This is a genomic window from Hymenobacter sp. BT18 (genome assembly GCF_012273015.1).
Taxonomy (GTDB): Bacteria; Bacteroidota; Bacteroidia; order Cytophagales; family Hymenobacteraceae; genus Hymenobacter; species Hymenobacter lutimineralis.
In genome coordinates this window covers 1,617,844-1,637,440 of record NZ_CP050954.1, presented here as the reverse complement: position 1 = coordinate 1,637,440, position 19,597 = coordinate 1,617,844, and the positions used below count along the sequence as shown (strand labels likewise).

Sequence of the window (19,597 nt, the reverse complement as noted above, 5' to 3'; positions counted from 1 at the left end):
CATGTGCTTTTGGCCGGATCCGTGCATCTATGCCAGTACTCAACCATATGCGTCCCGCGTTACTGGCTTATGCGTCCTGTTCTGCTTGCCTGCTTTGTCTTGCTTATGCTGTTCTCCACTGGCTCCTCGGCCCCTACGCCACCTGCCGGCCCCGACCCTAAAAAATGGCAGCAGGTAGATGCCCTGCTGAAAAAAAACCAGACAGCGTCGGCGGCCAAAATAGTTGATGAGCTGTACCGCGCGGCCCGCCAGCGTCAGGACGCGCCCGAGTACCTGCGTGCCCTGCTTTACAAGTTGCGCCTGCTGGAAGCTAAGGAGGAAGAGTCTGATGTAAAAGGCATTGCCTTGCTGGAAGCCGACCTCAAAACCGCCCAGTTCCCCGCCCGGCCCATCTTGCACAGCCTTTTGGGCCAGCTCTACGCTACCTACTACCAGGAGCACCGCTACCAGCTCTACGACCGCACCAGTGGCGCTACTGAAGATGCCCCTCCAGCCGATACCAGCGCCCAGGACATCCGCACCTGGGATGCCGCCCGCCTCGGCAGTGCCGTGGTGCGCCACTACCGTGCCTCGGTGCAGGAGGAGCCCATCCGCCAGCAGCAGTTGCCGTTAGCCCGGTTAGGTTATGCTGTGCAGGGTGGCAGTGCCGAAGGCCGCAGCCTGCGCCCCACGCTCTACGACCTGCTGGCCCACCGCGCCGTAGAGGGCCTGCAAAACGACGAGTTCTACGTGACGCACCCCGCGGTACAGTTCGAGCTGAAAGCAACGAATCTATACGCGCCAGCCAGGGAGTTTGCCCAGCTCAAGCTCACCGCGCCCACAGCCGATTCGCTCAACGGCCAGTTTCACGCCCTGCAGGTGCTGCAGCAGCTCACCGCTTTCCGGCTGCAGGACGCGCAGAACCCAGCTGCCCTGGCCGATGTAGATTTAAAACGCCTGCGCTTCGTGCAGCAGCATTCCGTGCTGGCCAGCAAAGACTCGGTGTACCAACGGGCCCTGGCCCGCGCCGCCGACACGTACCAGGCCCTGCCCATCAGCACGGAATTTCTGGCCGAGCAGGCCGAAAACCTGGAAGCCCGGCACCCTGCCAAAGCCAGAGAAATAGCCCTGGTAGCCGAAAAGCGCTTCCCCAAATCTCGCGGGGCGCAGCGGGCCCGGGCCTTGCGTCAGCGCATTGAGGCCGTAGCCATAGCCTTCACTTCGGAAGATGTGGTGCTACCCAACCAACCCTGGCTGCTGAAGCTGCAAGTGCGCAATGCCACGCAGTTGTACGCCAAGGCTTACCGCGTCAGCAGCGCCCAGGCCCTGCGCCAGCTGGAGCAGGCTTACCGCAAGCCGCTTACCTGGGAGGAGCGCTACGCCCGGGTGCTGGCCGCCAAGCCCGCCGCCGCTTGGGCGCTGCCAGTTGCTGGCCCCGTCGATTATACCTCGCATAGCGTGCAGCAAGCCGGTCCGGCGCTGCCGCTGGGGCATTACCTGCTTGTGCTTAGCACAGCTGCCGATAACCCGGTTAAAACCCGCGACAACGTTACCACTGCCTATGGCGAGCTGCACGTAAGTGAACTGAGCTTGGTGCGCCGCAACTCCGCCACGCAGCCTGGACCGCAGGTGCTGGTGCTGCACCGGCAGAGCGGTCAGCCTCAGGTCGGCGCCAGCGTGTTGCCCTTCTTTCAATATTACGACCAGCCCAGCCGCAACTACCAGCAGCGCCGGGGTAACATTACCACCACTGATGCCGAGGGGCAGGCCCAGGTAGCTATGGGAATGGTTACCGGTGAGAATACCCAGCTACGGGCACTGCTGCTGACCAAAGGCGTCGACTCGCTGCTGATGGAGGAAGGCGGTTACTACGGCCCGCGTTATATTCCCGACCAGGAGCAACTCCAGCGCCGCACCTTTCTGTATACTGACCGCGCCATTTACCGCCCCGGCCAGACGCTCTATTTCAAAGGCATCCTGACGGAAACCCTAGCCGGTAAATCCCGCCTGCTCACCGGGCAGCCCGTGTCGGTGCGGCTGGTGGACGTAAATGGTCAGACCGTGCAGACGCTGCCGTTCACCTCTTCTGATTTTGGCTCCTTTCACGGCTCCGTGGTACTGCCTACGGGCTTGCTGAACGGGGAAATGAGTTTGCAGACCGATAACGGCAGCATAGGCTTCGCGGTGGAAGACTACAAGCGGCCCACCTTCCAGGTCACGTTTGAGCCGGTGAAGGGTACGCCAGTGCTGGGCCAGCCCGTAGCGGTACGCGGCCAGGCTACGGCCTACGCCGGGCAGCCCGTTGATGGCGCTACCGTGCGCTACCGCGTGGTGCGCCGCACCGTGTGGCCCTTGTACCGCCCCTATGGCGGCCGGATGGGTTACCCGGGCCCCGGTGGCCGGTCGGAAGTGGAAATCAGCAATGGCACTACCCAAACCGATTCGGCGGGCGGATTTACCATCAACTTTACCGCGCAGAGCGAGGCAGGTGCCAACAAGCGCGGCGGCTGGGGCCCCGGCTACGTGTTTGAAGTGTCGGCCGACGTAACCGATGCTGCCGGCGAAACCCGGACTGGCCAGCAAACCATCAGCCTAGGCAACGCGGCCCTCACGCTGCAGTTGCAAGTGCCCGAGCTCCTGAACCGTGACAAGTTGCCGGCCCTGCGGCTATTGAGCACCAACGCCACCGGTGAAGCCCGCCCTGCGAAGGGGCAGCTGCGCCTTTACCGCCTCACGCCGCCCGCCCGCGCCTTCCGTCCCCGCGCCTGGGAGCGGCCCGAGCGCGAAGCTCTGAGCCGGGAGGAGTTCAAGCGCCGCTTCCCGCTGGATGCCTATGGGCACGAAGACAACGACAGCACCTGGGCCCGCACGGAAGTCTTTACCCAGGATTTCGATACCAACACCACGCCCCTGCTGCCGGAGCTGGCCGCCGCCTTGGCCAAGCAGCAGACTGGCCGCTACCTGCTCGAAGCCACCGCCACCTCGGCCGAGCAACCCACTAAAACCGAGCAGCGCTTCACGCTCTACACTCCCTCGGCCAACGAGCTGCCTGTGCCCACCCCCGATTGGTTTGTGGCCCTGCAGGACAGCGTGGTCCCCGGCCAAACGGCTCAGTTCCTGGTAGGCAGCAGTGAAGCCGGCGCCCGGGTGCTGGTGGAAGTGGAAGCCGCCGGCCAGCCCCTGCGCCGCGAGTGGCTGACGCTGAATGCCAACGAGCAGCGCCTGGTAAGCGTACCCGTGCCCGCCACCTTAGGTGAAACGCAACTCTACGTCCATACCACCCAGGTGCGCGACAACCGCCTGTACCTGCACAACGCCGTGGTGCAGGTGGCCACGCCGCCCGCGCCACTGCGCCTGAGCATTGCCACCTTCCGCGACAAGCTCCAGCCCGGCCAGAAAGAAACCTGGCGCGTCACCATCCACAACGCTGGCGGCAAGCCCGCCAACGCCGAACTGCTGGCCACGCTCTACGACCAGTCTCTGGATACCTTCCGGCCGCACGGTTTTGCGGATCTGGATTTCCCGAAACCATATCATCCGGCCTTACTGGGCTGGAACGGGCAATTTAGAACGGAAGAATCTAATGTGCTTTTCTACCAGGAAGGCAGCGTGGATATTGTTGAATTGGTTTATCCTGAAATAAATCTGTGGGGATATTCAAGTAAGAATGACATCGTATATGCAGTCAACAGGCGTTTTGCCGGAGTAGCGGTACAACGTAAATCGATGGCCCGAGGCGAAGCGGCAATGGCAGCTCCAGCCCCGATGGTGGCTATGGATGCTCAGGCTGGTGCCGACAAAGTTATGAGTGAGGCCGTTGAAACAGCCGCTCCCGGCAGCGCCCAATCGCCCAAGCCCGCTCAGCCCGACCTCTCCGGCGTGCAGGCGCGTAAGAACTTCCGGGAAACGGCTTTCTGGCTGCCCGCGCTGCGCACCAACGCCCAGGGCGAAACGGTGCTGGAATTCCAGATGCCCGAAGCCGTAACGCGCTGGCAGCTGCTAGCCCTGGCCCACGACCAGCAGCTGCACACCGGCCTGCTTCGCCGCGACCTGGTGACGCAAAAGTCCCTGCAAGTAACGGCTAACGCCCCGCGCTTTTTCCGGGAAGGCGACCAGTTGCGCTTCTCGGCCAAGCTCAGCAACCTCACGGCCCAGCCCCTGAGCGGTACTACCCAGCTCTTCCTCTTCGACGCCCGCACCCAGCAGCCCATCGAAAGCAAGGTGCTGCAAGGCGCGGCGCAACAGCAGTTTAAGCTGGCGGCTAACCAAAGCACGGCCGTGAGCTGGAGCCTGCGTATCCCTGAAACTGCCGAAGGTCAGGTGCCCCTCGAAGCCATTACCTACCGCGTAGTGGCCTCTGCAGAGCTGAGTAGGAAGAAGGAAGAAGGAAGAGCGGATAAAAAGTCCCGCAAAGAAGTCAAAGACCAGAAACGCGCAATCGGAAACAAGCAACTACAAACTGTTTCCGACGGCGAGGAAAACACCCTGCCGGTGCTGCCCAACCGCATCCTCATCACCGAAAGCCTGCCGCTGCCCATCGTGGGCCCGGCTACGCGGGAGTTTGAGCTGAAAAAGCTGACGAGCACCACGTCGGGCACGCGGCGCAACTACTCGCTCACGCTGGAAATGACCCCCAACCCCGCCTGGTACGCCGTGCAGGCCCTGCCTTACTTGATGGAGTACCCTTACGAGTGCTCCGAGCAGGTATTCAGCCGCCTCTACGCCAACTTACTGGCCGCCCGTATTCTGCAGCAGAACCCCAGGCTACAGCCGGTGCTGGCCGAGTGGAAGCGCGCCGCCCAGGCCGGCGACGGGTCGGCTGATTCCAGGGCCCTCACCAGCAAGCTGGAGCAAAACCAGGAGCTAAAGGCCCTGTTGCTGCAGGAAACCCCCTGGGTGCGCGACGCTCAGAACGACACCGAGCGGATGCGCCGCCTGGCCGAGCTGCTCGATGAGCCCCGCCTACGTGCCGAAACTGCCCGCGCCCTCCTCAAGCTGGCCAAGATGCAGCAGCCCAACGGTGCCTTTCCCTGGTTTGAGAAGATGCCCGACGACCGGTACATCACTCAGCTTATCGTGGCGGGTTTTGGCAAGCTGCAGAAGCTGGGCGCCTTCGATGCCAGCCAGGACGAGCAGGCCCGCCCTATCCTGCAAAACGCCCTGCGCTACCTCGACGAGCAGCTGCAGCGCGACTATACCGAGCTGCGCAAACAGCCGAAAGTAGACCTGAAGAAAGACCACATAGGCGACATTCAGATTCAGGCACTGTATGCCCGTAGCTTTTGGCTCAAGCAGACCGTAGCAAAATCGGCGCAACCAGCGCAGGCTTACTACCAGCAACAAGCCGTCACTTATTGGCCTGCCCAGACGCGCTACCTCCAGGCCCAGCTGGCTTTGGCTTTGCACCGTACGAAAGCGGCGCCCAGTGCCGTGCGCGACGTGCTCACGGGGCTGCGCGAAAATGCCCTGCACTCGCCGGAGCTGGGTATGTACTGGAAGGAAGTGCGCGGTGGCTACTACTGGCGCGAAGCTCCCACCGAAACCCAGGCCACGCTCATTGAGGCCTTTGATGAAGTGCAGGACGACCAGAAAGCCGTGGATGAAATGAAGCTCTGGCTGCTCAAGCAAAAGCAAACCCAGCACTGGGAAAGCACCCGCGCCACCGCCGACGCCTGCTACGCCCTGATGCTGCGCGGCTCCGACTGGCTGCAGCCCACCCAGCCCCTGCAAGTGCGGGTAGGAGGGGAGCTGGTAAAACCCACGGCCCAGCAAACCGGCACCGGCTACTTCAAAACCACGTGGTCGGCGGCCGAGGTGAAGCCAGCCCAGGGCAAGGTTTCGGTGCAGAAGACCGATGCTGGGGTGGCCTGGGGCGCGCTCTACTGGCAGTACTTCGAGCAGTTCGATAAAATCACGCCCGCCACTACGGCCCTGAGTTTGGAGCGCCAACTGTTTCGGGAGCAGCGCACCACTGGCGGTCCGGTGCTCGAACGGCTTACGGCCGCTGCACCCCTACGGGTGGGCGACGTGCTGGTGGTGCGCCTCGTGCTGCGCGCCGACCGCGACCTGGAATACGTGCACTTGAAAGACCAGCGGGCCGCCGGCCTGGAGTTGATCAGCCAGAGCTCGGGCTACCGCTACCAGGGTGGGCTGGGCTACTACGAAAGCCCCCGCGACGCGGCCACCAACTTCTTCATCGGCTTCTTCCCCAAAGGCACCCACACCTTCGAATACCGCCTGCGCGCCGCCCAGAGTGGTGATTTTTCGGGAGGCCTCTCGCAGCTGCAGTGCCTCTACGCGCCGGAGTTTACCACGCACTCGGCGGGTACGCGGGTGCAGATTGGGGAGCTTTCAGGGAAGTAAAGGGAAATTGCATTTTTACTTTCAATATCGCAGCGCAGAGGGCTGAAAAGGCCCTTTGCAGCCTGCGGATTGGGGTGTGGCTTGGTATTCGGTTCAGGATCTGGTACTTTTGCCCTCCCATCAACCGAAGAAAGTAGCTGATGCGTATCGTATTACTGTGTGTAGGGCTGCTGCTGAGTGGGGCCGGAGCGCTGGCTCAAGGCCAGAAAAAGCCGGCCTCTTCCACCCCCGATACGGCCGGAAAAGTGGCCGTACCCGTGCGCCCGGCCTTGCCGGGTGAAGAAAAGCTAACAGCCCAGGAGCGGGTAGAGCGGGACTTCCTGATGCCCGTGCGCCGCAAGATGCAGCCTGCTGCGCCCAAGCCCGAAGCCGCCGCGGTAGCACCGGCCGGCACTACGGCCCAGCACGTGGCCACCACTCCGGCCCTGGAAGCCTCTGCCTCTGCCATGGCCACCGAGAAACCTGCCGAAACGGCTGCTTCCCCCGCTGCTGCCGCCGCACCCCGTCGCCACTACACCCGCAGCCGGCACCGTTCGGCGGCCAGCCGCAAGGCCAGTCGCAAAAAAAGCGTGACCAAGAAAAAGACTGCTGCGCGGCGGCGTCGCTAGAGCTGCCGTTGTAAAGGCCGGCTAAGCTGCGCTTACCCACTTCTCAGCCCATAAAAAAGACGCTGCCCAGCACGGATAGCGTCTTTTTTATGGGCTAATGCCTCTCAGTCAACCCGGTAGCAGAGGCAAGCTAACGGGTAGCGTATTACGCGTTTTGGGGCATCAGGCGCACGACGAGGCCGTCCATCCGCTCGTTGATCCGAATCTGGCAGGAAAGACGGCTCCCCTGCGTCATGACGGGCAGGCTTTCCAGCATGGCCAGCTCATCGTCGCTGGGCTCGGGTAGCTCGGGGCCCGCCAGCACCTCCACGTGGCAGGTGCCGCAAAGGGCCATGCCGCCGCACGTGGCCTGAATATCATAGCCATCGGCTTTCAGGATTTCCATCAGGCTCAGGCCCATATCGGTGGGGGCTATTACTTCGCGGCGCTGACTTGGCGCCTCTTCCACATACACACGTACTTCGTCGGTCATATTAGGTTTGGAAGTGAGACAGTAAGATATGAGAAGTGAGACAGGTATCAGCTTTGCACTAAGTCGGCCATCTCACTTCTCATGTCTTCTAGTCTCAGGTCTTGCTACAGCGTAGGTACCCCGTTCACGGTGGTGTACTTGAGTACGTACTTTTTGTCGGGATTGATGTATTTGAACGCGCCCTGCGCCATAAGCGCCGCTTCGTGGAAACCGCACAGGATTAGCTTGAGCTTGCCGGGGTAGGTGTTGATGTCGCCAATGGCAAACACCCCGGGCTCAGACGTAGAGTAGTCCAAGGTATTCACTTTGACGGCATCATCGGCCAGGTCGAGTCCCCACTCGCCAATAGGGCCGAGCTTCGGCGTGAGGCCAAACAGGGGAATGAAGTGGTCGAGGGCAACAGATTCGGTGGCTCCCGAGTTGGCGGTGATGGTCACGGCTTCCAGCTTATCGGTACCGTGCACGTGCGTCACGTTGCTGCTCAGCACCAGGCGCACCTTGCCGGCTTCGTGTAGCTTCTGCACCTTCTCGGCCGAGTCGGCGGCTCCGCGGAACGTGGTTCCCCGGTGGACTAACGTTACTTCCTTGGCTACCTCGGCCAGGAAGATGGTCCAGTCAAGCGCCGAGTCGCCGCCGCCGGCAATGACAAGGCGCTGGTCGCGGAACGTTTCTGGGTCGCGCACCATGTAGTGCACGCCGCGGCCGCCTTCAAACTTTTCGAGGTCCTCAATGGCCGGCTTGCGCGGCTCAAACGAGCCTAGGCCACCGGCAATGCAGATGGTCTTGCACAAAATTTCGGTGCCATCGGAGGTGAAGAGCTGAAATGAGCCATCATCCAGCTTGGCGTAGCGCTCCACCCGTTCGCCCAGGGTAAACGTGGGGTGGAAGGGCTCAATCTGGCGCATGAGGTTGCGCACCAGGTCGCCGGCCAGTACTTCCGGGAAGCCCGGAATATCATAAATAGGCTTCTTCGGATAGATTTCCGAGAGCTGGCCACCCACCTGGGGCAGCGCGTCGACAACGTGGCACCGCAGTTTCAGCAATCCGGCTTCGAACACGGCAAATAGTCCTACCGGCCCGGCGCCGATGATGCAGATATCGGTGGAAATGGAATTCATACAGTCAGCAATTGGCAGTGCGAGGAGTTCCGCAGGCGTTAAACACGCAAACCTACTAAAACGTTGGCAGGGCGTATTAAACGGCCGCAAAGGTACAGGGTACAGCGCTGTATTGTGCTATTTCTTCTACATTTGGTAGTGTAGAAGGCCTCGGGGCCGTGTGCCGCCCACTGGCCCGACCCGAAAGCAGTTGGTTAAAATTGTCTGGCTTGCCGGGCGTAAGAACACCGTTGGGAATAGCATGAACTTACCGACCCTGGAGCAAACCCCGTACATCACGATTTATTACGACGAGGAAAACGGCTGGCTGTACAACCAGTGGCGGGGGGAGCAAACCCAGAAAACCGTTGTGACCGGGGCCAACTTCGTGCTCACCCACGCCAAGCGCTTGGGACTGCGTAAGCTGCTAAACGATAATTCCCTGCTCACCACGCCCTGGCAGGGAGCAGCTGCTTGGGTGGAAAAGGAGTTTCTGCCGCGCGCGGCAGAAGCCGGGATAGAGGCCATAGCCTGGGTAGCCCCGCCGGAGTACTTTAATGAGCTTTCGGCCCGGTTGCAGCTGCTGGGCCTGGAGCGGCCCGTTATTTTTCCGTTTGAGCAGGCCGCGCTGGCCATGGCGTGGCTGCGCGACGTGTAAGCCTTTGCTCCTTTAATGGAGCGGCCCGCTAGGCGGGCTGCCAGTGTGGGCACTTGCTTAGTTTAAGGCGCACGTCATCGGCTTTGAAAAAAATAATTGGCTATGGCGTAAACATGCGTCATACTATGTCGTATATTTACGACATAGTTTTCTTCCTGCCGATGACTTACGCCAAAACTTCCGAGTTCACCCCGCAGCAGCAGAACTTGGCCCGGGCCGCCAAAGCACTGGCGCATCCTGCCCGCATAGCCATTGTGCAGCTGCTGGCTTCCAAGCAAACCTGCATCTCCGGCGACATAGCCGCCGAACTGCCCCTGAGCCGCACCACCGTGTCGCAACACCTGCAGGAGCTGAAAGCCCTGGGCCTGATCCGGGGCGAAATTGACGGCCTGACGGTGTGTTACTGTCTGAACTACGAACTGCTGCGCCAGGTCCAGCAGCAGTTTGCCATGTTTTTCCAGGCAGCGGTGGCCAGTCCTGGCTGCGGACCTGCGGGTAAGAGTTCCTGTTAGTTTCCTTTTCTCCTTAAATGCGTTGACCATGAAAATCTCAGAAATGAAAACGTCCCTGGCCGGGCTGCAGGCCGTACGGTTCCGCCTGCCGGATGGCACCTACCTGCCCGACCACTTCCACGTGACGGAAGTAGGCTTGGTAAGCAAGCATTTTATCGACTGCGGCGGAGTAGAGCGGCAGGAAACGGTAGCCAACTTCCAGCTCTGGGAAGCCGGTGACTACGACCACCGGCTGGCGCCTCAGAAATTCCTGCACATTCTGGCCTTGTCGGAGAAAATTCTGGGCCGGCAGGACCTCGACATTGAAGTGGAATACCAGCAGCAAACCATCGGCAAGTTTGGGCTCGACTTCGATGGGACGGATTTTGTCCTGACGCTCAAGCAAACTGCCTGCCTGGCCCAGGATGCCTGCGGTATTCCCAGCCATCAGCTGCTCAGCCTGCCCCAGCTGCAAGGCGCCGGCTGCTCGCCCGGGGGCGGTTGCTGCTAAAATCAAGCGTTGGGGCTGCTCACCCGGCCCCAGCCTGGGCTACCATCTACTTTTCTGCAGCATGACTATTGCTTTTTTCTCCGATGTGCACGGCAATCTGCCGGCCCTGCAAGCGGTGTTAGCCGATATCGACCAGCGGCAACCCGATATGATCTTCTGTCTGGGTGATTTGGTGGGCTACGCCCCCTGGCCCAACGAAGTAATTGCCGAAATCAGGCGGCGCGGCATTCCCACCATAGCGGGCAACTATGACCAGGGAATTGGACTGGGGAGCGGTGAATGTGGGTGCGCCTACAAAACGGAGGAAGACCAGCAGCTGGGCGCCCAGAGCATAGCCTTCACCAATGCCACCGTGGGCGAAGCCGAACGCCGCTACTTGCGCTACCTGCCCAAGCACCTGCGCCTGGAGTTTGCCGAGGAACCCTGCACGCTAAGTTTGCTGATGGTGCACGGCTCCCCGCGCCGCATCAACGAATACCTGTTTGAAGACCGGCCCGAGGAAAGCTTGCTGCGGGTGCTGGCCGATGCCCGTGCCGATGTGCTTCTCTTTGGCCATACGCACAAGCCCTTTCACCGGGCCCTGGCCTACGAGCATGCAGGCAAGACCCGCTACCGCCACGCCCTCAACATCGGCTCGGTAGGCAAACCCAAGGATGGCAATCCGCAGGCGGCTTACCTGCTGCTTCACCTCGACGAGACGACCGACCTCGGCCAGCCCGATGGCCTGCGCAGCACGCTGGTGCGCGTCCCTTACGACGTAGAGCAAGCAGCTCAGGCGGTAGAGGAAAGTTCGTTACCCAATGCCTACGCCGATATGTTGCGCCGGGCTTATTAAATTTCGCTATGAATATTCGTCTGCTTCCTCTCACTGCCGCGCACTGGCCCGCGGTACGCGCTATCTATGAGCAAGGCATTGCCACTGGGAATGCCACCTTTCAAACGGAGGCCCCCAGTTGGGAGGCCTGGGACGCCGCTCACCATCAGCACAGCCGTTTGGTCGCCCTTGGCGCCGAGGACGAGGTGCTGGGCTGGGCGGCCCTAACGCCGGTTTCGGGCCGTTGCGTGTATGCGGGCGTGGCCGAAGTGAGCGTGTATATTGCCACCGCCGCTCAGGGTAAAGGGGTAGGCCGCCAGCTTCTGCAGGCCTTGGTTACAGAGTCAGAACACAACGGCATCTGGACGCTGCAGGCAGGGATATTTCCGGAAAACGAGCCCAGCATCCGCCTGCACCAGGCCGCCGGCTTTCGGCTGATCGGGCAGCGGGAGCGAATTGGGCAGATGCGTGGGGTGTGGCGCAACACGGCGCTGCTGGAGCGCCGCAGCACCACGGTAGGTGTAGAATAACCAGAGCCTGAAAATAAAAAAGGCCTCTAGCGCAATGCTAGAGGCCTTTTTTGTGGTCGCATAAGGATGTGTTGTCGACACTGAATATCAGCCTATTAGCCCCACTTAGGGAAATTACAGGGAAATGAAGTCCTCAAAAACGCGGGCATAACGCGGCGCTAGGATGTCGCGCACCTGGGCCAGCGGCTCGACGAACCACTCTCCAGCATTTTTTACATGGGCCCACACAGGGGAGCCGACTGCGAGTAACTCGTGGCCGGCTCCTTCTACTTTATGCCCGTCCTCGTCGACAAAGTACAGGGCGTTGGCCGCGAGGGCCGCAGCGAAGGTGGTGGGAGTGGTTGTGGTCATTAGCTAGTAGGCAGGGAGCCAAATGTTCTACGGTATTCTTCCAGCTCATTCATGGCCTGGATCAGCTTGCGCTGGGCCTCGACCAGCTCGTCGCGGCACTGCTGGTACGCAGTAGAGTAGCCAGGGGCGTTTTCCTGTGCTGCGATGGGGTTGAAGGGTATTTCCCGAAACTCCTTCGAGAAGTCGTGCTTGATGGCTTTGCCGATGCTCAGGATGACGTCGATGGAGAGCAGCGGGTTCTGAAAGTCCACATATAGCTGAGACCGAGCGCGGTTGATTTTACCTGCCAGCCACGAGACCGTGTAGCCGCTCTCGTCAATCACCTTCTTAACGATTTCGCCTCTATGCATAACCGCACAAAAATGTGCAGTAATGTGTCTGCTATTCAGTACAGTTTTGACCATATAATTTTGTTTTGTCCGTTTAACTAGACACTTTTGTCTAGTTATCTCGTATGAGTTAGCGGGCCATCTCACAAAAGATAGGCCAGTAATTCACCTTCAACCCAACAATTTCTTTATGAAAGTCAAAAACAGGCTTCGGGAAATTCTGCTCCAGTACGGCATTTCCGCCATGAAGCCCACCCAAGAGCTGCTGGAGAAGCTGGGGGGCATGACGATGCACCGCTTCATCCAGATCATGAACAACGACAGCCGCAAGGAGATGTCGGTGCTTGAGGTAGAACTGCTGAAGGATTGGCTGTCGATGATGACTGGCCAGCAGAAGGCAGCGATTCAATTGCTGCAGGAAGAAGTCGAGGAGGTAGCAGCATGAAGATGCTATTCCGATCCGAACTGGAGCAGTGGGAGGAAGGGCTAAGAGCCCGCCTCGCGGCGCTGGAAGAGCAGCACCTAGCGCTCATCGAACAAGGGCACGAGACCTACTACCGATTTCACAAACAAGAATTGGAGGCTGAGCTGGAGACGTGCACCAGCCACCTGCAATCCTTCCAAGCACTAGCAGCATGAGTACGGACATCATTTCCGAGAAAATGCGGGCCCTCCGGGAAGATAAGGCCACCCTGGAGACGGAGCTGAAGGTGGTGGAGGCGACGCTGGAGGATGCTATTGCCAACCGACTGCGGCCCTCCACCATCCAACGCTACCGAGATGCCATCACCGCTAAGCAGCAGCAAATAGCAGCCAAGCAGCAGGACATGAATAGCCTGCTCACCCCGAGCCTTTTTTAATCATTCACCCTTCAACTGCAAATCGATCAATGAGCACGAAGGATCCAAAAATCCGCCTCGCAGGCGACATAGAGCACCTGCGGGGAGAGCTGGCCAGCATTGAGCTGGTCACCGACCACGCCACTCCCGAGGAGATGGCTCAGATACGGCGCGACCAGCAGGAGCTGCGCGAAACCCTCAACTCAAAACGCGCCCTCTTAGGACAGCTTCGGCTGGCTGAAGTAGCGCAGTTGTGGGCGGAAATTGAGCAGCAGCTGCAGGATGAGAACATCCTGCCGATCATCACGCCCGAAACCATTGTTGCGCGGCGCCTCGCGGAAATTGAGGCTCGTGATGCCGCGAAAGGAGGGCAGGCAGCATGAGGAAGCAGCCAACGCGCAACCGCCAGATTGCCAAATACCGCCAGGAGAAGACGCGCTTTATCGCTACCTGGACGCGGAATGAGAATTGGTGCCAGTGGCTCACCATCGTGAGCATGGCCGTGCTGCTCACCTGCCAGGCCTGCGTCAAGAAGCTCGCCCCCAGCCAAGACCGGGAAACGCCTGCACCGACTGCTAAAGTCAAAACCACTTAGCTATGCATACATCCGATCAGCATAAGCTTCTGAAATCAGGCTTCACCATTATTCGCGCTGGTGAAAATCAGCAAGGCTTCGGGTATAACTACTTCATCAAAGCCAAGCAGGGCCTGCGCCGCGAGTGGTACCAGCTCGAATCCAATTTCCCCAGCAAAGCAGCCCGTGACCGGCGCATCAAGGAGTTGCTGAAGAATGATAAGACCGTGGAAGATTGAGCCATGAACCAGAGCACCACCGACCTCTGGGACAACATCCGGCTCGGATTTGAAACCCAAGACACCGAGCACCTTCAGAAGCTCGGTCGCCAGCTCCGCCACATCTGCCAGCTGGATGATGAACGGCAGCGGCGCCTCGGTACCAATTACCCCGGATGGGCCGGCGTTTGCGGCCGGCCCACCGTGGGCCTTATCAGAATCACGCTGCTGCTGCGAGGCGTAGCGCCCACTTTTTAGCCCTTCTTGAAATGGATATCAAAGAATTGAATGAGATGGAGGCTAAGGCCCGCTCTATTGCAATACACCAATTCCTGGACTTCACAGACGTTGCTGACTTAGCTGATTGTGTACCGGCGCTGCTCGAAATAATTGACAATCAACGCGCCTCTTTGAAGGCCGGCGCTGCTACGGCTAACGATAAATGATTCTCGGCTTCCAAGAACGCTTCGTCTCTTCTGTAGCAGAAGGGACGAAGCCCCATACCATCCGCAAGGGCAACCGATGGAAAGTAGGAAGGCCCATCCAATTCTACCGAAACGTGCGCCGGCACGACATGACTAAGATTCGGGAGGACGCCACGGCTAAGGTGGTGCAGGAGGTGGGTATTAAGAGAATTGCCTTTCAGGGGCCGGGCGGGTGGAAGTACCGGACAGTAATGCTCCTTGATGGTCGTGAGCTGACGCCACTAGAGTGCCAGGAGCTGGCCCGACGTGATGGTTTCGGCGACTTCTACGAACTGCAAGAATGGTTCGACAACAACCACGGCCTCCCTTTCACCGGCCAGCTGATCTGCTGGACTGATTTACGCTACTAATGAACCTCATCACCCAACTTGACTTCCTGGATACGCCTCAGTGCCCGGTCTACCTGGGTGGCTATAAGCGCATCATTGTGGCCTTTAGCGGTGGCAAGGATAGTGTTGCCTGCGTGCTACATCTGCTGGAATGCGGGGCTGATCTGAACCGCATTGAGCTGTGGCATCACAAGGTTGATGGGCTGGACTCCACGCTCATGGACTGGCCCTGCACCAACGCCTACTGCCTGGCATTCGCGCACGCCCTGGGTGTACCCTTGTACTACACCTGGAAAAACGGAGGCTTCGAAGGGGAGATGCTGCGCGAAAATAGTCGCACAGCACCCATTAGCTTCGAAGCCCCGCAGCCAGATGGCTCCGTCCTGATTATTACCACGGGTGGCACTGGAGGCAAGGAAAGCACCCGGCTGGCCTTCCCTCAAATTGCTGCCTCGCTCTCGGTAAGGTGGTGCTCAGGTTACCTGAAGATTGATAATGCCCGCACAGCCCTGCGCAATCAGCAGCGTTTCAATCATTCCCGCACACTATTCCTCTGTGGTGAGCGTGCACAGGAAAGCCCCGGCCGTGCGCGCTATCCTCGGTTCCAGGTTGATGACTCTGACGCCCGCACTAGCCCCGGCCTGCGCCGCCATATTGACCGCTGGCGCCCGGTTCATCAGTGGAGTGAGGCCGATGTATGGGCCATTATGGAGCGGTGGCGCATTAACCCGCACCCCAGCTACCGCCTCGGTTGGTCTCGGTGCTCCTGCGCTGGCTGCATTTTCAACGGGGCCGATCAATTCGCCACCTGGCGTCTAATTGCCCCAGACCGGTTTCAGCGGCTGGTAGACTACGAGGAGCGATTCGGCCGCACCATCAAGCGCAACATCAGCCTGACTGCGCTGGCCGACAAAGGCACTCCCTTTCCGGTGAAAGACGAGGACGTCCGGGCCGCACTATCGGAGACATGGTACGAGCCCATCATTCTGCCAGAAGGCCAGTGGAAGTTGCCGATGGGAGCTTTTGCTGAAAATGGAGGGCCAATCTGATGCCCATCGACTACAAGAATTATCACCCCAAGTGGAGCCTGATCAGTCGCCTGATTAGGTACCACCGGGCTGGTAACCGCTGCGAGTGGTGCTTAGCTGAGAACCACCAACCGCATCCGGCTACGGGCTCCAAGGTCATTCTCACGGTGGCCCACCTAGACCGCGACCGGCGCAATAACCGCTTCGGCAACCTGGCTGCCCTGTGCCAGCGCTGCCACCTGAACTACGACCGCCCTCAGCACACCCAGAACCGCCGCTACGGCAAAGAATACCGCTACACAACGGGCCAGCTGGACTTCTCCCAGCCAGTCGCTGAATAGCCCCCCGCCTGCTTCCTATCCCGCCTTCCCTTCTGATTTTCCCCTATGCTCCTCTCAGAGTCCACCATAGACCAGGTACGCCAGGTTGACGTTTTAGCGGTTGTTTCACGCTACGTCAAGCTGAAGTCGCGCGGCCACAAACACGAGGCGTGCTGCCCCTTCCACGACGAAAGCACGCCTTCCTTCTCTGTTTCACCAGCGAAAAACATCTTTAAATGCTTCGGCTGCGGCGCTGCCGGCGACGGCATTGGCTTCGTGATGAAGTTCAAGAACCTCTCCTTCATCGAAGCGGTGAAGGAAATTGCCTCCGACCACTCCGTCGTGGTGGAGTACATCGAGCAGACGCCCGAGGCCGCGGCTGAAGCCGAGCAGAAGCAGCGTGAGCGTGAGTCGGTGCGCATCGCGCTGGCCTACGCTGCCGCCTACTACGCTGGCAACAAGATGCCCGACCGCTGGGCCGAGACCCGGAAGATTCAGCAGCCTGCTCGGGACTTATTCCAGCTAGGCCACGCCGAAGACCGTCGCGATGCTTTCTACCAGGATGCCATCCGCAACGGCTTCGACGCCGACGTGCTGGAGCGCGCAGGCCTGGTGCGCAAGGTCGAGAAGGAGGGCCGCAGCGCGCAGTACTTCGACTTCTTCCAAGACCGGGTGATGTTCCCCATCTGCGATGCTCGTGGGCGCGTTGTTGCCTTCACTGGGCGGCTGATCAAGGAGCCCGCGGCCGACGCGGCGTACAAGCCCGGAAAGTACGTTAACAGCCCCGACACGGTATGGGTGAAGGGTGACAACCTCTACGGCCTGCATATTGCCGCTGACGCTATCCGGAAGGCCAAATTCGCCTACCTGGTAGAAGGCAACGTCGACGTGGTGCAATGCCACCAGAAGGAGCTGCTGAACACCGTGGCGCCCTGCGGCACCGCCCTCACCGAAAACCAGATTAAGCTGCTGAAGCAGTACACCGACCGCGTGGTCATCATTCCGGACAACGACCCCGCCGGCATGAAGGCCCTGCACAAGAACGCGAAGCTGCTGCTGGCCAGCGGCTTCCGGGTGGAGGCGCTGCTGCCGGCCGAGGGCCTGGATCCGGACGACATGCTGAAGCGCAAGCTGCACACGCCGGCCGACATCGAGAAGTGGGTGGGCACCACCAAAGACTACCTGCGCGGGCCACTGCTGACGGACTGCGAACGGGATGCGGCCCTCGGTGGCCACGATAAAGCTGCCGCTATTCGCCGCATGGGCGAGGCCCTGGAGCTGATTCAGGACGATACCCTGCGCGGCGTGTACTACGACGACGTGGCCGGCGTATGGCCCGATTTTAAGCGCGGGTACAAGCTGGTGAAGCGCGGCCAGGACGGGCTGGATAAGAAGGCGCTGGCCAGCATGGAGGACAATGAACGCCTCAAATACTTCGATTTCGGCTTTTTCGAGAAGGACGACTGCTACTACACCTACGAGGGTAAGGGCAAGCAGATCCGGATTTGCACCTTCACCATGGACGTGCTCTACTTCGTGCTCAGCCAGGACGAGCCAAAGTACGTGTGCAAGTTTCGCAACATGTTCTACAAGGCCCGGACGACGGCTATCAGCACCGACGACTTTACCTCGGTGGCCACCTTCCGCAAGATGGTGGCGCGCATGGGCAACTTCATCTTTGAGGGCAACGAGGAGCACCTGAATAAAATCAAGATTCAGAAGTTCCATGGCGTGCCCGAGGCGACCCAGCCGCGCTATATGGGCTACAACCCTACGGGCGACTTCACTACCTGGGCAAACGGCCTGCTCTTCCGCGGCCAGTTCATTAAGGCCGATATGTACGGCATCGTGACCCTGCGCCGGCCGGTGGCCAGCATCGAGGAGTTGAAGCAGCTGCATCCCGAAAGTCAGGTGGAGCTGGCCGGCGCCAAGGTGGTGCTGAAGAGTGGCCAGCACCTGCTCGACGAGTACGGCGCCGCCGGCATCGAGAAGATGATCAACGACGGCGAGGTGGATCTGCTCTCCTTCCATTACCTGCCCTTTGCGTCGACGCTGAAGCTCACCGATGACGACGACGACGATTACGAGAATGAGCGGCTCTTCATGCACTTCGAAAAGAAGGGCCTGAGCTTCGAGGACTGGAGCAAGCTAATCATCAAAGCCTATGGCCAGAACGGCATCGTGATGATCTGCTTCTACCTGGCCAGCCTATACCGCGACATCATTTTCAAGGCCAACGGCAACTACTTCCCGATCCTGAATAAGTTCGGCCCCAGGGGTGCTGGTAAATCCAAAGCAGCCGAGTCGTTAGCCGCCATGTTTGGCCGCTTCCCGGAGGATGGTATCAACATCGAGGGCGGCAGCACCGCCACCGGCGTGCGGCGCTACATGGCCAGCGTGCAGAACGGTCTGATCTGGCTGAACGAGTACAAAAACACCCTGCCCACCCACGTTATCGGGATGCTGAAGGGTATTGCCGATGGCTCGGGTAAAATGACAGGCCGGGCCACTGGAGGCAACGAGACCAAGAACTACAAGCCTCGCTCGGGCGCCATCCTGTGCGGCCAGGACTTGCCCACGAAAGACCCGGCCCTGCTTTCGCGCTGCATTATCTGCGAGTACTCGGAGCAGGAAAAGCAGCGTGGCGACCGGGAAGCCTTCTCGGAGCTACGCCAGCTGCAGCTGGATGGCTACACCACGTCGGTCACCTGCGAGATGCTTCAGTACCGCGACCAGATGAAGGAGTACCGCCGGCGGGAACCAGCCGTGAACCGGGAAATCCGGGACCTGGCTTCTGCCCGCATGGATCATGCTCCCGATGACCGGGCCGTGCTTAACACCAGCTCCATCCTGACGCCTATCCAGATTCTACAGGACGCCGGCGTTAAGATGCCCTTCACCTACGAGGAGGCCCGCAGCATCCTGCTGGATCGGATCCAGCTGCAGACGCAGATTCAGGCTACCAGCGACGACGTGGAGCAGTACTTCCAGGTGCTCACGGCCATCATCGGCCGCGAGGTGCGCGACGGCCACCACTTCAAAATTCAGAAGGAGGGCGACGGTATCACCAAGCTATTCCTGCGCGTGGGCCAGGTACAGGGGATGTACCTCGCCGCAGCTACCCGCATGGGCATTACGCCGCTTTCGGCCGCTACCGTGCGCGGCTACCTCGAAAAGCACCGCTTCTTCTTGGAAGACCGGAAGAAGGGCGTGCGCTTCTCCGAGGTGCCGAACTCCACGTCGGCCATGGTATTCAACTACGACATGATGCTGGAGCAGGGTATTGAGTTCGATACCAGCGTCGACCTGGCCACGCAGTCCGGTACCGACGACCCTAGCCGCAGCATGATGAGGGTCACCCCGCTCACCAGCGACAATAGCGAGGAGCTGGTGCGCAAGTTTATCGACGACCAGTCCGTTGACCAGGTGCAGCACATCGATACGCTGCTGCGCCAGTTCAATAGCAACGTGAAGCCGCACATAAGCAGAGACCAGTTCGTGAAGGAGCTGATGCGGTACACAGAGCATCCGAAGCGCACCTGGTCGCTGACATTCAGTGAGAAGATGGATACGATCAGAATTGATCAGCCATTCTAAGGAT

22 protein-coding genes are annotated in these 19,597 nt (G+C 60.0%); 18 read left to right on the top strand and 4 right to left on the bottom strand.

Annotated features, from left to right (window positions below; translation table 11 throughout):
• The first annotated feature begins 105 nt into the window (after positions 1-105).
• Entirely contained in the window at positions 106-6,342 is a 6,237-nt protein-coding gene (locus HER32_RS06860; protein WP_168681359.1) for an alpha-2-macroglobulin family protein, read from the top strand.
• A gap of 140 nt (positions 6,343-6,482) precedes the next feature.
• Positions 6,483-6,950 (top strand): hypothetical protein, encoded by a 468-nt coding sequence (locus tag HER32_RS06855; protein ID WP_168681358.1) that lies wholly within the window; start codon positions 6,483-6,485, stop codon positions 6,948-6,950.
• 145 nt (positions 6,951-7,095) lie between these two features.
• On the opposite strand, the gene HER32_RS06850 is transcribed toward HER32_RS06855, so the two are convergent.
• On the bottom strand, positions 7,096-7,422 hold the full coding sequence (locus tag HER32_RS06850; RefSeq protein WP_149070846.1) for a 2Fe-2S iron-sulfur cluster-binding protein: 327 nt from the start codon (positions 7,420-7,422) through the stop codon (positions 7,096-7,098).
• A 104-nt stretch (positions 7,423-7,526) separates the two neighbouring features.
• Positions 7,527-8,540: an NAD(P)/FAD-dependent oxidoreductase gene (locus HER32_RS06845; RefSeq protein ID WP_149070845.1), complete on the bottom strand. Its 1,014-nt coding sequence runs from the start codon at positions 8,538-8,540 to the stop codon at positions 7,527-7,529.
• A gap of 241 nt (positions 8,541-8,781) precedes the next feature.
• Between HER32_RS06845 and HER32_RS06840 the strand changes: the two genes are divergently transcribed.
• The 5 genes from HER32_RS06840 to HER32_RS06820 all read left to right on the top strand — a co-directional run bounded on the left by HER32_RS06840 (position 8,782) and on the right by HER32_RS06820 (position 11,523).
• A complete protein-coding gene (locus HER32_RS06840) occupies positions 8,782-9,177 on the top strand; it encodes a hypothetical protein (RefSeq protein WP_149070844.1) in 396 nt (131 codons plus the stop codon).
• Positions 9,178-9,338: 161 nt separating this feature from the next.
• Positions 9,339-9,689, top strand: coding sequence for an ArsR/SmtB family transcription factor (locus tag HER32_RS06835; RefSeq protein ID WP_149070843.1), 351 nt, complete (start codon positions 9,339-9,341; stop codon positions 9,687-9,689).
• A 28-nt stretch (positions 9,690-9,717) separates the two neighbouring features.
• The gene (locus tag HER32_RS06830; protein WP_168681357.1) at positions 9,718-10,179 is read left to right on the top strand and encodes a DUF6428 family protein; all 462 of its coding nucleotides are present in this window, start codon (positions 9,718-9,720) and stop codon (positions 10,177-10,179) included.
• 61 nt (positions 10,180-10,240) lie between these two features.
• On the top strand, positions 10,241-11,014 hold the full coding sequence (locus HER32_RS06825) for a metallophosphoesterase family protein (RefSeq protein ID WP_168681356.1): 774 nt from the start codon (positions 10,241-10,243) through the stop codon (positions 11,012-11,014).
• A gap of 8 nt (positions 11,015-11,022) precedes the next feature.
• On the top strand, positions 11,023-11,523 hold the full coding sequence (locus HER32_RS06820; protein WP_168681355.1) for a GNAT family N-acetyltransferase: 501 nt from the start codon (positions 11,023-11,025) through the stop codon (positions 11,521-11,523).
• Positions 11,524-11,637: 114 nt separating this feature from the next.
• Here the strand turns inward: HER32_RS06820 and HER32_RS06815 are convergent, their stop codons facing one another.
• Together HER32_RS06815 and HER32_RS06810 are read right to left on the bottom strand one after the other, a co-directional pair.
• The gene (locus HER32_RS06815; RefSeq protein ID WP_168681354.1) at positions 11,638-11,874 is read right to left on the bottom strand and encodes a hypothetical protein; all 237 of its coding nucleotides are present in this window, start codon (positions 11,872-11,874) and stop codon (positions 11,638-11,640) included.
• On the bottom strand, positions 11,874-12,224 hold the full coding sequence (locus HER32_RS06810) for a hypothetical protein (protein ID WP_168681353.1): 351 nt from the start codon (positions 12,222-12,224) through the stop codon (positions 11,874-11,876). Before HER32_RS06810 ends, HER32_RS06815 begins: the two co-directional genes overlap by 1 nt.
• Positions 12,225-12,393: 169 nt before the next feature.
• Here HER32_RS06810 and HER32_RS06805 point away from each other — a divergent pair, with 169 nt between their 5' ends.
• From HER32_RS06805 to dnaG, 11 genes are all read left to right on the top strand, one after another.
• On the top strand, positions 12,394-12,648 hold the full coding sequence (locus HER32_RS06805) for a hypothetical protein (RefSeq protein WP_168681352.1): 255 nt from the start codon (positions 12,394-12,396) through the stop codon (positions 12,646-12,648).
• Between the two features lie 190 nt (positions 12,649-12,838).
• Complete coding sequence (locus HER32_RS06800; protein WP_168681351.1) at positions 12,839-13,063, top strand: hypothetical protein; 225 nt, start codon at positions 12,839-12,841, stop codon at positions 13,061-13,063.
• 29 nt (positions 13,064-13,092) lie between these two features.
• Entirely contained in the window at positions 13,093-13,425 is a 333-nt protein-coding gene (locus HER32_RS06795) for a hypothetical protein (protein ID WP_168681350.1), read from the top strand.
• On the top strand, positions 13,422-13,637 hold the full coding sequence (locus HER32_RS06790) for a hypothetical protein (protein WP_168681349.1): 216 nt from the start codon (positions 13,422-13,424) through the stop codon (positions 13,635-13,637). The genes HER32_RS06795 and HER32_RS06790 overlap by 4 nt, the downstream gene beginning before the upstream one ends.
• 2 nt (positions 13,638-13,639) lie before the next feature.
• Entirely contained in the window at positions 13,640-13,855 is a 216-nt protein-coding gene (locus tag HER32_RS06785; RefSeq protein ID WP_168681348.1) for a hypothetical protein, read from the top strand.
• A 3-nt stretch (positions 13,856-13,858) separates the two neighbouring features.
• Complete coding sequence (locus tag HER32_RS06780) at positions 13,859-14,092, top strand: hypothetical protein (protein WP_168681347.1); 234 nt, start codon at positions 13,859-13,861, stop codon at positions 14,090-14,092.
• A gap of 11 nt (positions 14,093-14,103) precedes the next feature.
• On the top strand, positions 14,104-14,280 hold the full coding sequence (locus HER32_RS06775; RefSeq protein WP_168681346.1) for a hypothetical protein: 177 nt from the start codon (positions 14,104-14,106) through the stop codon (positions 14,278-14,280).
• A gap of 128 nt (positions 14,281-14,408) precedes the next feature.
• Positions 14,409-14,669, top strand: coding sequence for a hypothetical protein (locus HER32_RS06770; RefSeq protein WP_168681345.1), 261 nt, complete (start codon positions 14,409-14,411; stop codon positions 14,667-14,669).
• Positions 14,669-15,697, top strand: a complete 1,029-nt coding sequence (locus tag HER32_RS06765; RefSeq protein WP_168681344.1) for a phosphoadenosine phosphosulfate reductase family protein — start codon at positions 14,669-14,671, stop codon at positions 15,695-15,697. The genes HER32_RS06770 and HER32_RS06765 overlap by 1 nt, the downstream gene beginning before the upstream one ends.
• A complete protein-coding gene (locus HER32_RS06760; protein WP_168681343.1) occupies positions 15,697-16,017 on the top strand; it encodes a hypothetical protein in 321 nt (106 codons plus the stop codon). Before HER32_RS06765 ends, HER32_RS06760 begins: the two co-directional genes overlap by 1 nt.
• A 45-nt stretch (positions 16,018-16,062) precedes the next feature.
• The gene (gene dnaG, locus HER32_RS06755) at positions 16,063-19,593 is read left to right on the top strand and encodes a DNA primase (RefSeq protein ID WP_168681342.1); all 3,531 of its coding nucleotides are present in this window, start codon (positions 16,063-16,065) and stop codon (positions 19,591-19,593) included.
• The last annotated feature ends 4 nt before the right edge of the window (positions 19,594-19,597 follow it).